Consider the following 16,187-nt stretch of genomic DNA (forward strand, 5'->3'; position numbering starts at 1 on the left):
AGAACCGGCGGGCGTTCGTTCGTGAATTGCGTTGCGCGCTATTCGGCTACGTTCACTGGTGCACCGCTGCGGGTGCGATTGCGATTGCGGTTGCGCCGACGTGGCTGGCCGCCCTCGCTTTTGCTGCTGCCTTCACGCTGCTTGTCGCCGTCGCGACGCTGGCCGTTATTGCGATCCTTGTTGGGACGTCCGCCGTCGGAGCGTCCGCCACCGGGACGACTTGATGACTTGCGGTCATCCTTGGCCGTCGGGCTGGGATCGACGAGACGACCCTTGACATCGTGCGAGATGCAGAGCTCCTCGAACAGGTGATCAGACGTCGAGTAGGTCTCGCGCGGCTCATCAAAGGGCAGCTTGAGTTCTTTGTTGATCATCTTCCAACGAACCAGATCGGCCCAGTCGACGAATGTCACGGCGATGCCGGAGTGTCCAGCGCGGCCAGTACGACCGATGCGGTGGACATACGTCTTGTGATCCTCGGGACAGTTGTAGTTGATGACGTGGGTGACGCCCTCGACATCGATGCCGCGGGCGGCGACGTCGGTGGCAACGAGGATGTCGATCTTGCCGTCACGGAAGCGGGTGAGCGCCTTTTCGCGGGCCACCTGCGCCATGTCACCATGCAACGGCGAGGTCGGGAAGCCACGTTCTTTGAGATCGTCGGCAACCCGCTGCGCAGTGCGCTTGGTGCGGGTGAAGACGATGACACGACCGACTTCGTCAGCCTGCAGAATGCGGGCGACAATTTCCGGCTTGTCCATGTCATGGGCCTGCCACACGAACTGTGCGGTCTCGGGCACCATCTGGTTGTCCTCGCCGGATTCGGCGCGGATATTCATCGGATTGCGCATGTGCTTGCGCGCCAACGAGATGATCGCGCTCGGCATCGTGGCCGAGAACAGCATCGTCTGGCGGCTGTCCGGCGTTTTGGCGAGGAGCGACTCGACATCGGGCAGGAAGCCCAAGTCGAGCATCTCATCGGCCTCATCGAGGACAAGCGACTTCACGTGCGACAGATCGAGCGCGCCGCGATTGGCCAAGTCGAGCAGCCGACCGGGGGTGCCGACAACGATGTCGATCCCGCTGGTGAGCGCATCAAGCTGGCCCTCATACGGGACGCCGCCATAAATTGTGAGGTTGCGGGTGCCGCGCTTGGCCGAAGCGACATTGATGTCGCTGGCGACCTGAATCGCGAGTTCGCGGGTCGGCGCGACAATGAGTGCCTGCGGCTTGCCCGGCGCATCCAGTTGGTCGTAACCGTCGTCGTGGGGTGCGACAACACGCTGGATCACGGGAATGCCGAACGCAAGAGTCTTGCCGGTTCCGGTGCGAGCTTGGCCGATGAGGTCGCTGCCCATCAGGGCGACCGAGAGGGTCATCTCCTGGATCGGGAACGCATGTTCGATGCCGGTCTCTTTGAGCGCGTCGGCAATTTGGGGCATAACGCCCAGTTCACTAAAGGTCGTCAGGGGACTTCTCTAATCTTGAGATTCATGTGGTAATTAGAACCAGTCTAACGCGCATTCAGTTCGGCTCTGACGCTACGCTGCGGAGCATGGCAAAACCTAAGTCCCCCAAGCCCGCTGTTTTTGATGATCCGCAGTACCTTACCGGCGTGATCGACCTCCTCGGCTGTCTCTCCTACGGTGAGCTCAGCGCCTGTGAACGGCTTTCCGAGGACGCGACCATGGCGCCGGAATTGGCGACCAAAGTGGAGATCATGGCGATGGCTGCGGCCGAATTTGACCACTTCGCGAAACTCCGCGATCGACTCGTCGAGCTTGCTGTCGATCCATTTTCGGCCATGGCGCCGTTCGCGACGACCTTCGAGCGATTCCACCGCCAAACTACGCCGGCGGACTGGTTGGAGGGCCTCATCAAGGCGTATGTCGGCGACGGTCTTGCCTCCGACTTCTATCGCGAGATCGCGGCCTACCTCGACGAGAACACCCGCGAACTCGTACTTAACACACTCAGTGGGACCGGCCACTCCGAATTTGTGATCGACGCGATCCGTTCGGCGATTCGTACCGATCCGCGAGTTGGTGGCCGGCTTGCCCTGTGGGGGCGCCGGCTCATGGGTGAGGCGCTCAGCCAAGCCCAGATGGTGGTCGCCGAACACGATGCGCTCAGTTCGGTGCTCGTGGGATCGATCGACCGACCGGGTATGGATCTGGCCGGGATCGGCCGGATGTTCGCCCGAATCACCGAGGCGCACGCCAAGCGGATGGACAAATTGGGCCTGGCCGCCTGACCCATTCACCGTTAACCGGTTTACCACCGTTAACCGGTTTACCACGGTCCCACGGCAAACCTCATCCGAACGCAGCAAGTATGCCGCGGGGAGATTCAACTTGCAGGGGGAACGTGGTAAACCCGCGGAGGCGGGAGGAACTAGCCGCCGAAGCCGACCTTCCGGCCGGTCTCCTCCGCGAATGAGATGTAGGCGATTTTGTCAGCCGGAACGATCACGGTGCGGCCCTTGCTGTCGGTGAGCGTGAGTACACCGGAGTCCTTGAGTGCAGCGGTCAGCGCCGCGTGCACCTCATCGGCGCTGCTATCGGTGTCGACACTGAGTTCACGGGCGGCATTCTGCACGCCGATTTTGACCTCCACGGTCATTCCTTTCCACGTTCTTGGGTGCTGTTCCGGGTCGTTCTGAAATCTTCGGACTTGTCTTCATCGCTGCGCGGGAAACCGCCGATGCCACGCCACGCCAAGCCGGCGGCGAGCTCGATCGCCTCATCCTTGCTGAGCGTCGAATTATTGTCGAGCCAGTAACGCGCGCCGATCTGACCCATGCCGACCAGGCTGACTGCGAGCAGTTGCGAGCCGGCCTTAGCCATCCCGGTGTCCTCCTGGATCACTTCGGCGATCAGAGCGGCTGACTCATGCACCACTCGGTCGATCTGCTGGCGTACGGAGGGCTCGTTGGTGAGGTCCGACTCGAACACGAGGCGGAACGCGGCGCTCGCCTCGGACACATAGTCATACCAACGCGCGATCGTGGCCTGAACTCGGCGCTTGTTATCGACCGTCGAAGCGAGCGCAGCGCGTACGCCGTCGACAACGGTGTCGGCCGAGGACTCGATCAGAGCGAGATAGAGATCAAGTTTGCCGGGAAAATGTTGGTAGAGGACCGGTTTCGAGACCCCGGCGCGATCGGAGATCTCGTCCATCGATGCGGCGTGATAGCCCTGCTCGACGAACACTTCGAGCGCAACCGCCAACAGTTGTTCGCGACGGGCCTTGCGCGGCAAACGGTTCGTGCGCGGGCGCAGGGGAGATACGGCTTCGGTCACTCGTCGATCCTAGTCGGTCGGTTTCAACATGCGGACGCTGTGGGCCGACCCGTGGATGATCAGGGAACATAGCGGCATGACGAAGTGTTATTCCCTATGCCCGTCATACCCACTGCACCTGAGGAGAAACACGTGGTTGCGCCACTTGTCGAGCCGGCAGCTGAACTCACAATTGATGAGGTCCGTCGTTACAGCCGGCACCTGATCATTCCCGAAGTCGGTATGACCGGTCAGAAACGTTTGAAGAATGCCAAGGTCCTGATCATTGGCGCCGGCGGCCTTGGCAGCCCCGCGCTGCTGTATTTGGCCGCGGCCGGTGTCGGCACACTTGGCATCATCGATTTCGACATCGTTGACGAGTCGAATCTGCAGCGACAGGTCATTCACGGACAGAGCGATCTGGGCAAGTCCAAGGCGGTTTCGGCTGCCGAATCGGTCGCCGAGATCAACCCACTCATCTCGGTGGTCCTGCATGAGGAGCGACTCGAGAATCACAATGTGCTCGAGATCTTCGCGCAGTACGACCTGATCCTTGACGGCACTGACAACTTTGCGACCCGCTACCTGGTCAATGACGCCGCGGTCATCCTCAATAAGCCGTATGTGTGGGGCTCGATCTACCGGTTCGAGGGTCAGGTTTCGGTGTTCTGGAACCAGGAAGGACCGCATTACCGCGATCTCTATCCCGCGCCGCCGCCGCCCGGCATGGTGCCGTCGTGCGCCGAGGGCGGTGTTCTGGGCGTTCTGTGCTCCTCGATCGGATCGATCATGGTCACCGAAGCGATCAAGTTGATCACCGGCATCGGCGATCCGCTGATCGGGCGACTAGTGGTCTACGACGCGCTCGAAATGCGTTATACAACGCTCAAGATTGGTCGCGATCCCAATGGTGCGCCGATCACCGAGTTGATGCCCGATTATGAGGCGTTCTGCGGCGCGATCAGTGACGAGGCGGCTGAGGCGGCTGCCAATTCGACGATCTCGGTCACGACGCTTGACGGTTGGCTCAAAGAGCGCGCCGATGGTGGCCGGGACTTCGTCTTGGTCGATGTGCGTGAGCCCAATGAGTATGAGATCAACAAGATTCCGGGCTCGATCCTGATCCCCAAGGGTGAGTTCCTCAACGGCAAAGCGCTGGAACAGCTGCCCAGCGATAAGCAGAGCGTTCTGTACTGCAAGTCCGGTGCGCGTTCAGCCGAGGCGCTCGCAGTGCTCAAGGGCGCCGGCTATTCAGACGCGGTGCATGTCGGCGGTGGCGTGGCGGCGTGGGTCAACCAGATCGATCCCAGCCAACCGGCTTACTAACACCGTGAGCCCGACGTTTCGGCCCCCAAAACCATATTTAGGGGCCGAAATGTCTCCCCCAAGCACTTCGTGCAGGGCGGTGCCCCCACCTCAGCGGGTAGGTGAGAAATTAGCGCCATGACATTGTCGGAAGATTTCACCGAGCGTGTTCTGTCGCTCGTTGAGCAGATTCCCCCGGGCCGGGTCTTGTCGTACGGCGTCATTGCCGAGCTTCTGGACGATGGCGGCCCACGGCAGGTTGGCTCGGTCATGGCCCGTGATGGTGGCGGCGTGCCATGGTGGCGGGTCGTACGGGCCGATGGCAGTCTGCCGCGATCGCATCATGGGCGCGCGCAGGAGGAATATCGTCGCGAGGACACGCCGATGCGCGCTGGCGGCGAAGCGGTCGACATACGACGGGCGTTGTGGGATGGGCCGTTCGAGCAAGCGTGAAAACGTAGGTTCGAGGATGCCTCGGTCCGTCGATAAATGTCAGTGCGATCTGGTGTGATGGACCCATGCCGATCGAGTACGAGCTGACGCCGCCCGCTCAGCGTCCTATTGAGGTGCTGCAGCTTGATCCGAGCCAGCAGGCAGTCGTCGATCATCCGGGCGGGCCGCTGTTGGTGCTGGCTGGCCCGGGCACCGGCAAGACCACGACATTGATCGAAACAGTCGTGGATCGGATCGACAACCGCGGGCTCATCCCCGATCAAATACTCGTTCTGACTTTCAGCCGCAAGGCCGCCGATCACCTGCGCGCTAGCATCGCCGCGCGACTTGGCCGCACCACTTCGGCCGCGCCCGCGATGACGTTCCACTCGTTCTGTTACGGCCTCGTCCGCGAGTTCGCTGATCCCGACTCGTATGTTGATCCATTGCGGCTGCTCAGCGCACCGGAGCAAGACGCAATGATCAAAGAACTTGTTGACGGGACCGGGGCCGAGGAATGGCCGACACACCTGCATCCGGCGCTGCGCACGCGGGGCTTTGCGGGGGAGCTGCAGGCGATCATGGCGCGTGCGCGGTCGCTCGGTATGGATCCGATCGACATGTCGCAGGCCGGCAAGGCTGCTGACCGGCCGGACTGGCGCGCCGCAGCGCGATTCTTCGAGCACTATCTCGAGGTCTCGGCGCAGGCAAATACGATCGACTACTCCGATCTGGTCTACCAAGCATTGGAGATCGCCGCCGATCCCGACATCAGTGAAGTGTTGCGGCGGCGCTACCGGCTGGTGGTTGTCGATGAATATCAGGACACCGATCCGTTGCAGGTCCAGTTGTTGCAGGCGATCGCCGGCGATGGCCGTGACCTGATCGCGGTCGGCGACCCAGACCAGTCGATTTATGCCTTTCGCGGCGCAGATGTCGCAGGCATCCTCAAATTCAGCACCGATTTCGCCACTCCGGCGGGCCCCGCGCCGATGCTCGCGCTCGAATCGACCCGTCGCTTTGGGCCCAAGATTCTGGCTGCATCGCGCGATATCATCGGCCGAATCGGTGTCGCGGGGCATCTAGACCGGGAAGCGTTTGAGCGCTTCCGCAACCCAAAATCCAAGGCAGTCACCGACGGCACGATCGAGGTCAGGACGTTCGCCACGGCTGCGGCCGAGTCCGAACAATTGGCGTTCATGCTCCGCGAAGCACATCTGCGGGAAGGCATCCCGTGGGGCCAGATGGCTGTGCTGGTTCGATCGGGGCGGGCTTCGCTGCCGCGATTGCAACGGGCGTTCGTTGCCGCCGGCGTGCCGGTCGACGTCGCGGGAGATGAGGTTCCGCTCGCGGTGGAGCCGGCCGTGCGTGCGCTGCTGGCGGCGTTGCGGCTCGCCGAGACGCTGAGCGTAGGTCGCCCGATCGGCCAAGACCAGGCCGAAGCCGTGCTGACTGGGCCGCTGGGCCGCCTTGATGCGGGTGACCTGCGGCGGTTGGGTCGTGCCCTTCGGCAGGCCTCGGCGGTTGCCGGCGAAACGCCGCGACCTTCGGCCGAACTCATCGCTGCATCGCTCGCCGACCCGGTGTCATTGCGCATCGGCGGCTTTGCCGACGGACCGACGGGGGCAGCAGCCAAACGGGCACATGCGTTGGCCGCCCTGCTGCATGCCGCCGCTGATCAGATTAAGGATCGGGTGGCCCCCGAACAGGTTCTGTGGACCATTTGGGCAGGCACGGATTGGGGGAGCCGGTTGCGTGCGGAGTTCGAATCTGGTGGCGAAGGCTCGGCGCGCGCCGACCATGATCTCGACGCCCTGTGTGCGCTGTTCTCACTTGCGGCCAGGGCCGAAGAACAACAGCACCGCCGGTCGGTGACCAACTTCCTCGAGGAGCTTGAGGCCCAGCAGATCCCGGCCGACACCCTCGCCGATAGTGGCTCCAGCGGCACCGCGGTGCGGCTCATGACTGCGCACCGGTCCAAGGGTCTTGAATGGCAACTTGTCGTCGTTGCGGGCGTGCAAGACGGCGTTTGGCCGGACGTCCGCTATCGCGGCTCGCTGCTCCAGTCCGACCGTCTGCAACCGGGTGGTGTCGGTCAAGCCCCACCGACGTCGACAGCTCTCGCCGAAGAACGCCGGCTGTTTTATGTCGCCTGCACCCGGGCCACCGAGCGACTGATCGTGACGGCGATTGAGAGCTCATCGCCCGGCGGCGATCAACCATCGCGGTTCCTGCGCGAGCTGCAGCAGTTCAGCGTCGGCGAGGGCAATCCACTCCCACCACCATTGCCGCGTCCGGACCGGCCGCTGTCGCTGCGTGGGGCAATTGCGGAGCTACGTACGGCCGTCGAAACATCGGACAGCCCGCTCATCCGCACGAAGGCGGCCGAACAACTGGCCCGACTTGCTCATCTCGACCGCTTCGCCACGCGCGGTGCGCATCCGGACCGTTGGTGGGGAGTCCTTGACCTCACTCACAGTGAGCGGCCGGTCACCGATCCCGAGCAACAACTCAAATTATCGGCCAGTGGAGTCAGTGCCATTATTGATTGCCCGCTCAGCTGGTTCCTCGACCGCAAGGTCCACGGTGGGAGTGCCACCACATCGGCCCAGGGATTTGGCTCGATCGTGCACGCTCTGGCCGCCGACGTTGTCCGCCAGAAAAGCGTCAACGTTGAGGCGCTCGACGCGCAGTTGGCGACCGTATGGGGCCAGCTCCAGTTCGCCGCGCCGTGGATCGGAGCGCGCGAACGCGCCAATGCGCACGAGGCGATTAGCCGATTTGCGCATTGGCATCTGGCCAACGCGCGCACCCCATTGGCGGCCGAACACCACTTCTTAGTCGACTTCGAGATCGCCGGCGAAACCGTCCTCCTGCGCGGTTCGATGGATCGGGTCGAACTCGATGTTGACGGCCAGCTCCACGTCATCGACCTCAAAACCAGCAAGACCGCGCCAAATAACAAGGACATCGCTGAGCATCCACAGCTCGGGTTCTACCAAGTCGCGATCGAGCAGGGCGCTGCTGCCGAGTTGGCTCCCGATGCTGGCTCAGGCGGTGCCGAATTGGTGCAGCTGCGCAATGATGCCGGCGCCAAGGCACCGGGGATGCCGAAGGTGCAAGCGCAGGCCGCGCCGTCGGTCGACGAACCATTCTTTGCGGTCGACCAGATTCGCTCCGTGGTCCATACGATCCGTGCTGAGGAGTTTCCGGCCACCCCATCGACCAAGGCGTGCCAATTCTGCAGCTTCAAACGCGTATGCCCGGCGCAACCCGAGGGCGCGACGATTCTGGACGGAGAGCGCTCATGAACGCAATCGATAATGCGGCCGCACTGAGCGCGCTGATGCAGATCCCGTTCAGCCGTGCGCAATTGGATGCCATCACCGCGCCGGCCGATGCACCCCAGGTCATCATTGCCGGCGCTGGATCGGGCAAAACGACTGTCATGGCGGCGCGGGTGGTCTGGCTGGTGGGTCATGAGGACATCGATCCGGCCACGATTCTCGGCCTGACCTTCACTAATAAGGCCGCCGCCGAACTTAGCCACAAGATTCGCCAGGCATTGGCACTCATACCGGCTGATCCTGAAGGTGCAGGCGAGCCGACGGTGTCGACCTATCACGCCTTCGCGGGCACGTTGATCGCCGAGCATGGACTTCGACTCGGCATCGAACCCGACTTGCGCATCATTTCTGATGCCTCCCGCTTCCAGCGGCTGGCTAAGGTCATCGAGACCTACCAGCAGCCGCTGGAGTTCGTGTCGACGCACGTCCCGACCCTCATCGGCGATGTTCTTGCACTTGATGGTGAACTCGCTGAACATCTTGTCGAGACGGAAGCGTTGCGAGCCTTCGACGACCACCTCATCGCTGAAATTCAGGCGACACCGGTGATTAGGGGTGGGTTAACTGGGAAGCTCCAAGAATCGACCATCGCAACCTCGCGCAAACGGATCGAATTGAGCCGGTTGGTCGATCGTTATCGCGAGTCCAAGGCGGCGGCGGGCGTAATGGACTTCTCCGATCAGATGGCCTGGGGCGCGCAGCTTGCCGCGCTCCCGGCGGTCGGCGAGGCGCTGCGTGAACGGTTCGGCGCCGTGCTGCTCGACGAATATCAAGACACATCGGTCGCCCAGCGCGACTTGCTCAAAAACTTGTTCTCTGGCCCCGACGCCGAGCACGGCCGCGGACATAACGTCACCGCCGTCGGCGATCCGGCACAGGCGATCTACGGCTGGCGCGGTGCGGCTGCGGGCAATCTCGCCGAGTTTCTCACGCATTTTCCGTGCGCGGACGACGCGACTGGCGTGCTGCACACGCTTGATGTGAGTCAACGGTGTGCCGAACCAATCATCGACGTCGCTAATACGCTCGCCAAACCCTATTACGACAGCACCTCGGTGGTCAGCCCGTTGCGAGCCGCTGATCTTGAAAAAAGCGGCGAGGTCACAGTTGGCTTGTTCGAGACGGTCGATGATGAGATCGAACATGTCGTCGCAACGATCGTCGAGGCGCACGCGCAGCACGAGTGGCGCGAGATCGCGATCCTCGTACGTGAGGGCAAGGAGATCGGGGCGATCGTCAGAGCGCTACGCGGTCATGGTGTTCCGGTTGAGGTCGTCGGGCTCAACGGTCTGTTGTCCCAGCCTGAGACCCAAGATCTGCTTTCGGTGCTTGAGGTCATTGAGGACGTCACCGCTAATCCGGCGCTGCTACGCCTGCTCACCGGTCCGCGCTGGCGGATCGGACAACGCGATCTGGCGCTGTTGGGTCAGCGCGCGGCTGAGTTGATCAACACGATCCACCTACCGGCCGGCAATGATGGCCTAGCCGCCGAACTCCAACGCGCGGTCGAGGGCACCGATCCGACCGAGGTCGTGTCGCTCGCCGATGCGCTCGAAGACCCAGGTGCGCTGCCCTATTCGCCCGAAGCCTTGACGCGGTTCGCGCAACTCGCCGGGTTGCTGCGTGGACTCCGTCTGCATGTGGGTGAGCCGTTGGTCGACTTCGCTCGCCGCGTCATTAGGACAATCGATCTGGATCTGGAACTACAGGTCCAGCCGACCGGCAATGGAATGGACAATCTCGCGCTGTTGCTCGAGGCGATCGCAGCATATTCCGAAACCGACTCCTATGCCTCATTGCGTGGTCTGCTTGCCTACCTAGCCGCCGAGAACGACTACAACAAAGGTATGGAGGTGTCGGCCCCAAGTGACGCCGACTCGGTCAAGCTACTGACCGCACACAAGGCCAAGGGCCTCGAATACGAATGTGTCTTTGTCCCGTTCATGGCAGCAACGGTGTTCCCCAGCGGACAATCACGCGGCGCATGGTTCAGCAAGAGCGCCGTGTTGCCGGTCGCACTGCGCGGTGATCGCGACACGGTGCCTGACATCGCGCAATGGACTTCCAAGGGGGTCGAGGCATTCAAGTCGGCCAACAAGGAAGAAGGGCTCAACGAAGAGCGACGACTCGGTTACGTCGCATTCACACGGGCCAAGAACGCCTTGCACGTCAGCGGTCACTGGTGGGGGCGCACCCAGATCAAACCACGTGGCGCATCGGAATTTCTCGAAACGGCGCATGACTGGGTCGTCGACCGTGGCCTGTCGATCGGACCGTGGGCTGCGGCCCCTGGCGATGACGACGCCAACCCTTTCCTCGATCAGCTCGACCAAGTTCCGTGGCCGGCTGAGGTCGGTGGCGTCGAGCGACGCCGCGACGCCGCGGTGCTCGTACGTTCTCATCTCGATGGGGCCGCTGACGAAACCCCGGTGGCAACCGGGAGCCAAGCCGAATCGCAGCAACTGGACCGGATGACACGTTTGACCGCCGATATCGACCTACTGATCGAGGAAGCCGACGCTGCCATGTCAGCCACCCATACGGTCACGCTGCCGGCCACTTTGTCGGCGACGACGGCGCTGCGGTTGGCCGATGACAAAGCAGCGTTGCTGCGCGAGCTAGCGCGGCCGATGCCGCGACGGCCATCGACTGCCGCTCGATTCGGGACCCGGTTCCACGCCTGGGTCGAAGCCCACTTCGGCCAACAGACATTGCTTGACCCAAGCGATCTGCCCGGGCAAGGGGACGCGGAGGTTGCCAATGACAGCGAACTGCTCGAGTTGACCGAGTCCTTCCGCACCGGACCCTATTGTGAGCAGGAGCCCTTCGCGGTCGAAGCGCCATTCTCACTCGTACTCGGTGGCCAGCAGATTATCGGTCGGATCGATGCGATCTATCGGACCGCCGCCGGCTTCGAAGTCGTCGACTGGAAGACCAACCGAACCGCCAATGCTGATGCGCTCCAGCTCGCGCTCTATCGGCTCGCCTGGGCCGAACTCCAAGGTATCGATCCCGCCCAGGTCACTGCCGCGTTCTACTACGTACGCCTGGGCGAGGTGAAACGCTTCGACGATCTGCCCGACCGGGCCGGACTCGAGGCGCTGTTCGGACTCGGCTGATCAGGACTAGCCTGAATATCGTGGACTACGCCTTCTCGACAGCTCAACACGATCGCTCGGCCTTTCTGCGCAAAGGCCAGTGGATGACGCCGAATCTGCTGGTCATGGTGGTCGGCGGCGAACACGTCAGCGCCAACCTGGGTGCAGATGGCCAAGGCAAGGGCATCCGTTGGCTCACCGTCGACGCCGCACCACAGGGGGAGTGGGTGTTCCTCGGCTACCGCGGCGAACAAGGATTCGCTGCCGTGATGGTCGATCGCGTCGCCCCCGAATTCACCCCGATGAGTCTGCGTATGTTGGGCCCCTCGATTGCGCCGGAGGATGCTTCGCTCGCCGTCAACGCGGTGGGCTTGGCACGTTGGCACCAAACCAATACGCATTGCTCGCATTGCGGCGCAGTGACCCAGCCGCAGCAGGCGGGACACACCCGCGTATGCCCGTCGTGTGGCACCGAACATTTCCCGCGCACAGATCCAGCGGTCATCATGCTCATCACCGACGATCAAGACCGCGCACTTCTGGGTCGCGGCAAGGGCTGGCCGGAGGGCCGTTTCTCAACATTGGCTGGCTTCGTCGAATCGGGAGAGTCGCTTGACGACGCTGTACGTCGTGAGGTCAAGGAAGAAACCGACATCCAAGTCGGCGGCGTGACCTATGCGGGCAGCCAACCGTGGCCATTTCCCTCGAGCCTCATGTTGGGCTTCTTTGGCCATGCCCAATCGACCGAGGTCACCGTCGATTCAAATGAGATCACGGAAGCGCGCTGGTTTACCCGACAAGAAGTCACCGAACTGACCGCCGCCACCCAATTGTTATTGCCGCCGATCGTGTCGATCTCACGTTGGCTGGTTGAACAATGGCACGGCGGCGAGATCACCGGGAAGTGGTCATAAGCCGGTCAACGACTAGGCGATAAGCTGGGCCTTGACCTCGGCGACCGAAGGATTGGTGAGCGCCGAACCATCGGCGAAAACCAGCGTCGGGACGGTCTGGCTGCCCTTATTGGCTTTTTCGACGATCAGCGCCGCCTCGGGTACCAGTTCGATGTCGACCTCAAGATAACTGATGCCCTCACGGTCCAACTGCCCCTTGAGGCGCTTGCAATAGCCGCACCATGGAGTGGAGTAGATGGTGAACTGCTCGGACATGTTGTGTCTCCCTTGGCGGTTAGCCTGAATGCGGCACTAAGTACTCTGCCAGTGAAACACCCCGACCGCGACTGCTATTCCAAAAGGACCCACGTGCCCACTGCCGACGACCTGCCCACTGCGGACAATCTGCTCAGCGCTCTCGATCCCGAACAGCGGGCAGTCGCATTGTCGCTGCGCGGACCGGTCTGTGTGGTCGCTGGCGCCGGCACCGGCAAGACCCGGGCGATCACCCACCGTATTGCCTATGGTGTGGCGACCGGAGTCTATGAGCCGACCGAGGTGCTGGCCGTGACGTTCACCCGTCGCGCGGCCGGTGAGATGCGCGGCCGTCTCCGTATGCTCGGCGCCGCAGGCGTCCAAGCGCATACCTTCCACTCCTCGGCGCTGCGCCAGGCACGCTATTTCTGGCCGCAGGTCTACGGTTCGGAATTTCCCGAAGTCACCCGCTCGAAGATTCCGTTGTTAAGTGAGGCGTCCCGTCGCTGTGGGCTCCGACCGGATCAAACCGTTTTGCGCGACTTGGCCGCAGAGGTCGAATGGGCCAAGGTCAGCAATGTGCGCCCGATTGATTATGCCAAGGCGAGTGGGCCAGCGCGGCGCGAAGTCGCCAACGTCGAGCCGCCGATGATCGGCAACGTATTTGCCGCCTATGAGGAGATCAAACGCGACCGAAACCGGATCGACATGGAAGACATACTGCTTGTGACCGCAGCGATCCTTGCCGACGACGAGCGGGTTGCTGCACAGGTCCGGCGGCAATATCGCTGGTTCATCGTCGATGAATATCAGGACGTCAACCCGTTGCAAGAAACGCTGCTGAAGCTGTGGCTCGGTGGACGTGACGACGTCTGCGTGGTCGGCGACCCGGCGCAAACGATTTATTCGTTCGCGGGCGCTTCGCCGCAGATCCTCGGTTCGTTCACCCGAACCTACCCGGCTGCTGAGCGGCACGAGCTCGTCCGAAACTATCGTTCGACGCCGCAGATCGTTGCTGCAGCCAACGCGGTGTTCACCGGCAGTGCCAAGGGCGGCAACGTCAAGCTCCAATCACAGCAAGAATCCGGCGATCCGGTGAGTTATACCGGCTATTCCGATGAAGTAGCCGAAGCCAGTGCGGTTGCCAACGAGATTTCCTTGCTGCATCGTGGCGGGACGGACTACAAAAATATGGCGATCCTCTTTCGGATCAATGCCCAGTCCGAGGCCTTTGAAGAGGCGCTGGGCCAACACGGGATTCCGTATGTTTTGCGCGGTGTCGACCGCTTCTTTGAGCGCCCCGAAGTCCGCCAGGGCATTACGCTGCTGCGCGGCGCAGCTCGCGGCGGCGAGCCCGGCGATGATCTCCTCGCCGAGGTCAAGGCCGTGCTCGCGAGCGTTGGCCATGCCGACGAGCCGCCCGCAGGCGCGGGCGCTGCCCGCGATCGTTGGGAGTCGCTGCACGCGCTCGTGTCGATGGCGACCGATCTTGCCGCTTCGGATGTGGGCGTCGGGTTGACCGAGTTGGTGGCCGATCTCGATCGCCGCGCCGCCAATGCCAATGCTCCAGAGGCCGACGGCGTCACGCTCACCACGATTCATTCGGCCAAAGGACTTGAATGGGACGCGGTCTTTTGTGTTGGCATGCACGAGGGCATGATGCCCAGCATTCATGCGACGACCGATGGCGAGATCGAGGAAGAGCGCCGTTTGTTCTACGTCGCGGTGACTCGTGCTCGCACTGGATTGTTCATCTCTTGGGCCGCGGCACGCCGGCCCGGCGGTCGCGCCACCCGGAAGCCGACGCGCTTTCTTGATGCATTGCTGCCGGCCAGCCATCAATCGCGGCGGGCGGTCGGTCAGACGCGTGAGCGCAAAGTTGCCCGCTGCAGGGTATGCGGCAATCTGCTTGCGACCGCATCGGAACGCAAGTTGGGTCGGCACGAGGATTGTCCCTCCAACTATGACGAGGCGCTGTTCGAGCGCTTGCGTGAATGGCGCAAGGGGCAGGCGACCGAGCAGAGTGTTCCCGCTTACGTCATCTTCACCGATGCAACCCTGCAAGGAATCGCTGAGGTGAAGCCGCAAGATGGTCGTGCGCTGGGACGGATCACCGGGATCGGCAAGGTTAAACTCGATCGTTACGGCGAAGAACTGCTCGCGCTGTGCGCGGCCCAATGATCCCGTCAGCAGAGCGATTAAGCGTCGCCCGGCCGACCGAAGCCGGGGAGTGAGTCGATCAAGATCTGCCGGAACGGCGCCTCTGCGCCGAGCTGGCTGAGCACCCCGATACCGCCGATCCATACGCGGTGGATCAATAAATACTGACGTGGCAGGTTGATTTTGACCGCCATTCCAAGGCCCTCAGCATTCGGCGCGCTGGTCCGGGCCAATTGGGCTCGCATCCAATCGCGGCTGAAGGTGAAGCGCTCGACCTGCGCCGGTTCGACGAACGGGCCGATGTATCGCGCAATGACTTCTGGACTCAGATTAACGCCGGGTCGTAAGAATCCTTCGGTCCGGAGCCCATCAACGACCGCGGCGTAGTCGTCGTCGACGGCGGCGCGGAGGAGTTCGCCGACCACTGGAGGAAGCCCTTCGGGAAGTCGGGCCACGGCGCCGTAGTCGACCACGCCGAGTCGGCCGTCGGACAGGATACGAAAATTACCTGGATGCGGATCGGCGTGCAGCAACCCCGTCCGGGCCGGACCGTCGAACATGAAGCGGACATACAGTTCACCGAAATGATCACGCTGGTCTTGGCTTCCAGCGGCAATGATCGCGGCCAACGATGACTCACTCTCCAGCCACGTCGTGACGAGTGCCTTCTGCGTATGGGCGATGACGCGCGGAATCACGTAGTCCGGATCAGCGGCGAACGCTTCGGCGAAGATCGACTGAGCGCCGGCCTCGAGCGAGTAATCCAATTCTTCAGCGACGCGTTCCTGTAGCTCCTCGACCAGCGGTTTGACGTCGACCCCGGGGGCGATCACGCCGAACAATCGGGCCACCCGGCCGATTTGCTTGAGATCGGACAGAAGCGCCTTCGCCGCGCCCGGGTATTGCAGTTTGACCGCAACCTCGATCGGCTCGCCGTCATCCCAGATCGCTCGATGAACCTGACCGATCGACGCTGCGGCAGCCGGAATGTCATCGAAGGAGGTGAAGGTCGTACGCCAATCGGCGCCGAACTGCTCGGCCATGACGCGGTGAACGACCGCTGGCGGCATTGGGGGAGCGGCGTCCTGCAGTTTGGTGAGGGTCTCGCGGTACGGTCCAGCGACCTCGTCGGGGAGCACCGCCTCGAAGATACTCATGGCCTGCCCGAATTTCATCGCGCCGCCCTTGAGTTCGCCGAGCACCTTGAAGATCTGATCAGCGGTGCGGCGTTGGACCTCGTCGAGCACAGCATTCGCGGGGACGCCGACCATACGCTTGCCTACGCCCAACGTGGTGCGCCCGGCGAAGCCGACTGGAAGTGACGCGAGTCGGGCAGTCCGAGCGAACACGCCGCTCGGCATTGAGCGGCGCTTGTTGTCATCGTCGGAGGTCACATCCACAGGATAGTTGGCACTG

At 62.6% G+C, this 16,187-nt stretch carries 12 protein-coding genes; 7 read left to right on the forward strand and 5 right to left on the reverse strand.

All coding sequences use genetic code 11. From position 1 onward, the window contains the following. Positions 1-38 precede the first annotated feature (38 nt). The gene (locus AC2YB9_RS05205; protein ID WP_487267697.1) at positions 39-1,442 is read right to left on the reverse strand and encodes a DEAD/DEAH box helicase; all 1,404 of its coding nucleotides are present in this window, start codon (positions 1,440-1,442) and stop codon (positions 39-41) included. Positions 1,443-1,555: 113 nt separating this feature from the next. On the opposite strand from AC2YB9_RS05205, the gene AC2YB9_RS05210 reads away from it, so the two are divergent. Further along, positions 1,556-2,254, forward strand: a complete 699-nt coding sequence (locus tag AC2YB9_RS05210) for a ferritin-like fold-containing protein (RefSeq protein ID WP_487267698.1) — start codon at positions 1,556-1,558, stop codon at positions 2,252-2,254. A 140-nt stretch (positions 2,255-2,394) separates the two neighbouring features. Here AC2YB9_RS05210 and AC2YB9_RS05215 read toward each other — a convergent pair whose 3' ends face one another. After that, a complete protein-coding gene (locus AC2YB9_RS05215; protein ID WP_487267699.1) occupies positions 2,395-2,616 on the reverse strand; it encodes a DUF3107 domain-containing protein in 222 nt (73 codons plus the stop codon). A 2-nt stretch (positions 2,617-2,618) separates the two neighbouring features. Beyond that, complete coding sequence (locus AC2YB9_RS05220) at positions 2,619-3,302, reverse strand: TetR/AcrR family transcriptional regulator (protein ID WP_487267700.1); 684 nt, start codon at positions 3,300-3,302, stop codon at positions 2,619-2,621. Between the two features lie 96 nt (positions 3,303-3,398). On the opposite strand from AC2YB9_RS05220, the gene moeZ reads away from it, so the two are divergent. From moeZ to nudC, 5 genes are all read left to right on the forward strand, one after another. After that, complete coding sequence (gene moeZ, locus AC2YB9_RS05225) at positions 3,399-4,607, forward strand: adenylyltransferase/sulfurtransferase MoeZ (RefSeq protein WP_487267701.1); 1,209 nt, start codon at positions 3,399-3,401, stop codon at positions 4,605-4,607. 117 nt (positions 4,608-4,724) lie between these two features. After that, on the forward strand, positions 4,725-5,039 hold the full coding sequence (locus AC2YB9_RS05230; protein WP_487267702.1) for an MGMT family protein: 315 nt from the start codon (positions 4,725-4,727) through the stop codon (positions 5,037-5,039). A gap of 65 nt (positions 5,040-5,104) precedes the next feature. Further along, the gene (locus AC2YB9_RS05235) at positions 5,105-8,329 is read left to right on the forward strand and encodes an ATP-dependent helicase (protein WP_487267703.1); all 3,225 of its coding nucleotides are present in this window, start codon (positions 5,105-5,107) and stop codon (positions 8,327-8,329) included. Beyond that, complete coding sequence (locus AC2YB9_RS05240; RefSeq protein WP_487267704.1) at positions 8,326-11,484, forward strand: ATP-dependent helicase; 3,159 nt, start codon at positions 8,326-8,328, stop codon at positions 11,482-11,484. Before AC2YB9_RS05235 ends, AC2YB9_RS05240 begins: the two co-directional genes overlap by 4 nt. A 20-nt stretch (positions 11,485-11,504) precedes the next feature. Beyond that, positions 11,505-12,377: an NAD(+) diphosphatase gene (gene nudC / locus AC2YB9_RS05245; protein WP_487267705.1), complete on the forward strand. Its 873-nt coding sequence runs from the start codon at positions 11,505-11,507 to the stop codon at positions 12,375-12,377. Positions 12,378-12,389: 12 nt separating this feature from the next. On the opposite strand, the gene AC2YB9_RS05250 is transcribed toward nudC, so the two are convergent. Beyond that, entirely contained in the window at positions 12,390-12,632 is a 243-nt protein-coding gene (locus AC2YB9_RS05250) for a mycoredoxin (protein WP_487267706.1), read from the reverse strand. Between the two features lie 93 nt (positions 12,633-12,725). Here AC2YB9_RS05250 and AC2YB9_RS05255 point away from each other — a divergent pair, with 93 nt between their 5' ends. After that, a complete protein-coding gene (locus tag AC2YB9_RS05255) occupies positions 12,726-14,792 on the forward strand; it encodes an ATP-dependent DNA helicase UvrD2 (protein ID WP_487267707.1) in 2,067 nt (688 codons plus the stop codon). 17 nt (positions 14,793-14,809) lie between these two features. Here AC2YB9_RS05255 and AC2YB9_RS05260 read toward each other — a convergent pair whose 3' ends face one another. Then, a complete protein-coding gene (locus AC2YB9_RS05260; RefSeq protein ID WP_487267708.1) occupies positions 14,810-16,165 on the reverse strand; it encodes an ABC1 kinase family protein in 1,356 nt (451 codons plus the stop codon). Between the last annotated feature and the right edge of the window lie 22 nt (positions 16,166-16,187).

This window comes from Aeromicrobium changchenzhani, from assembly GCF_057586615.1.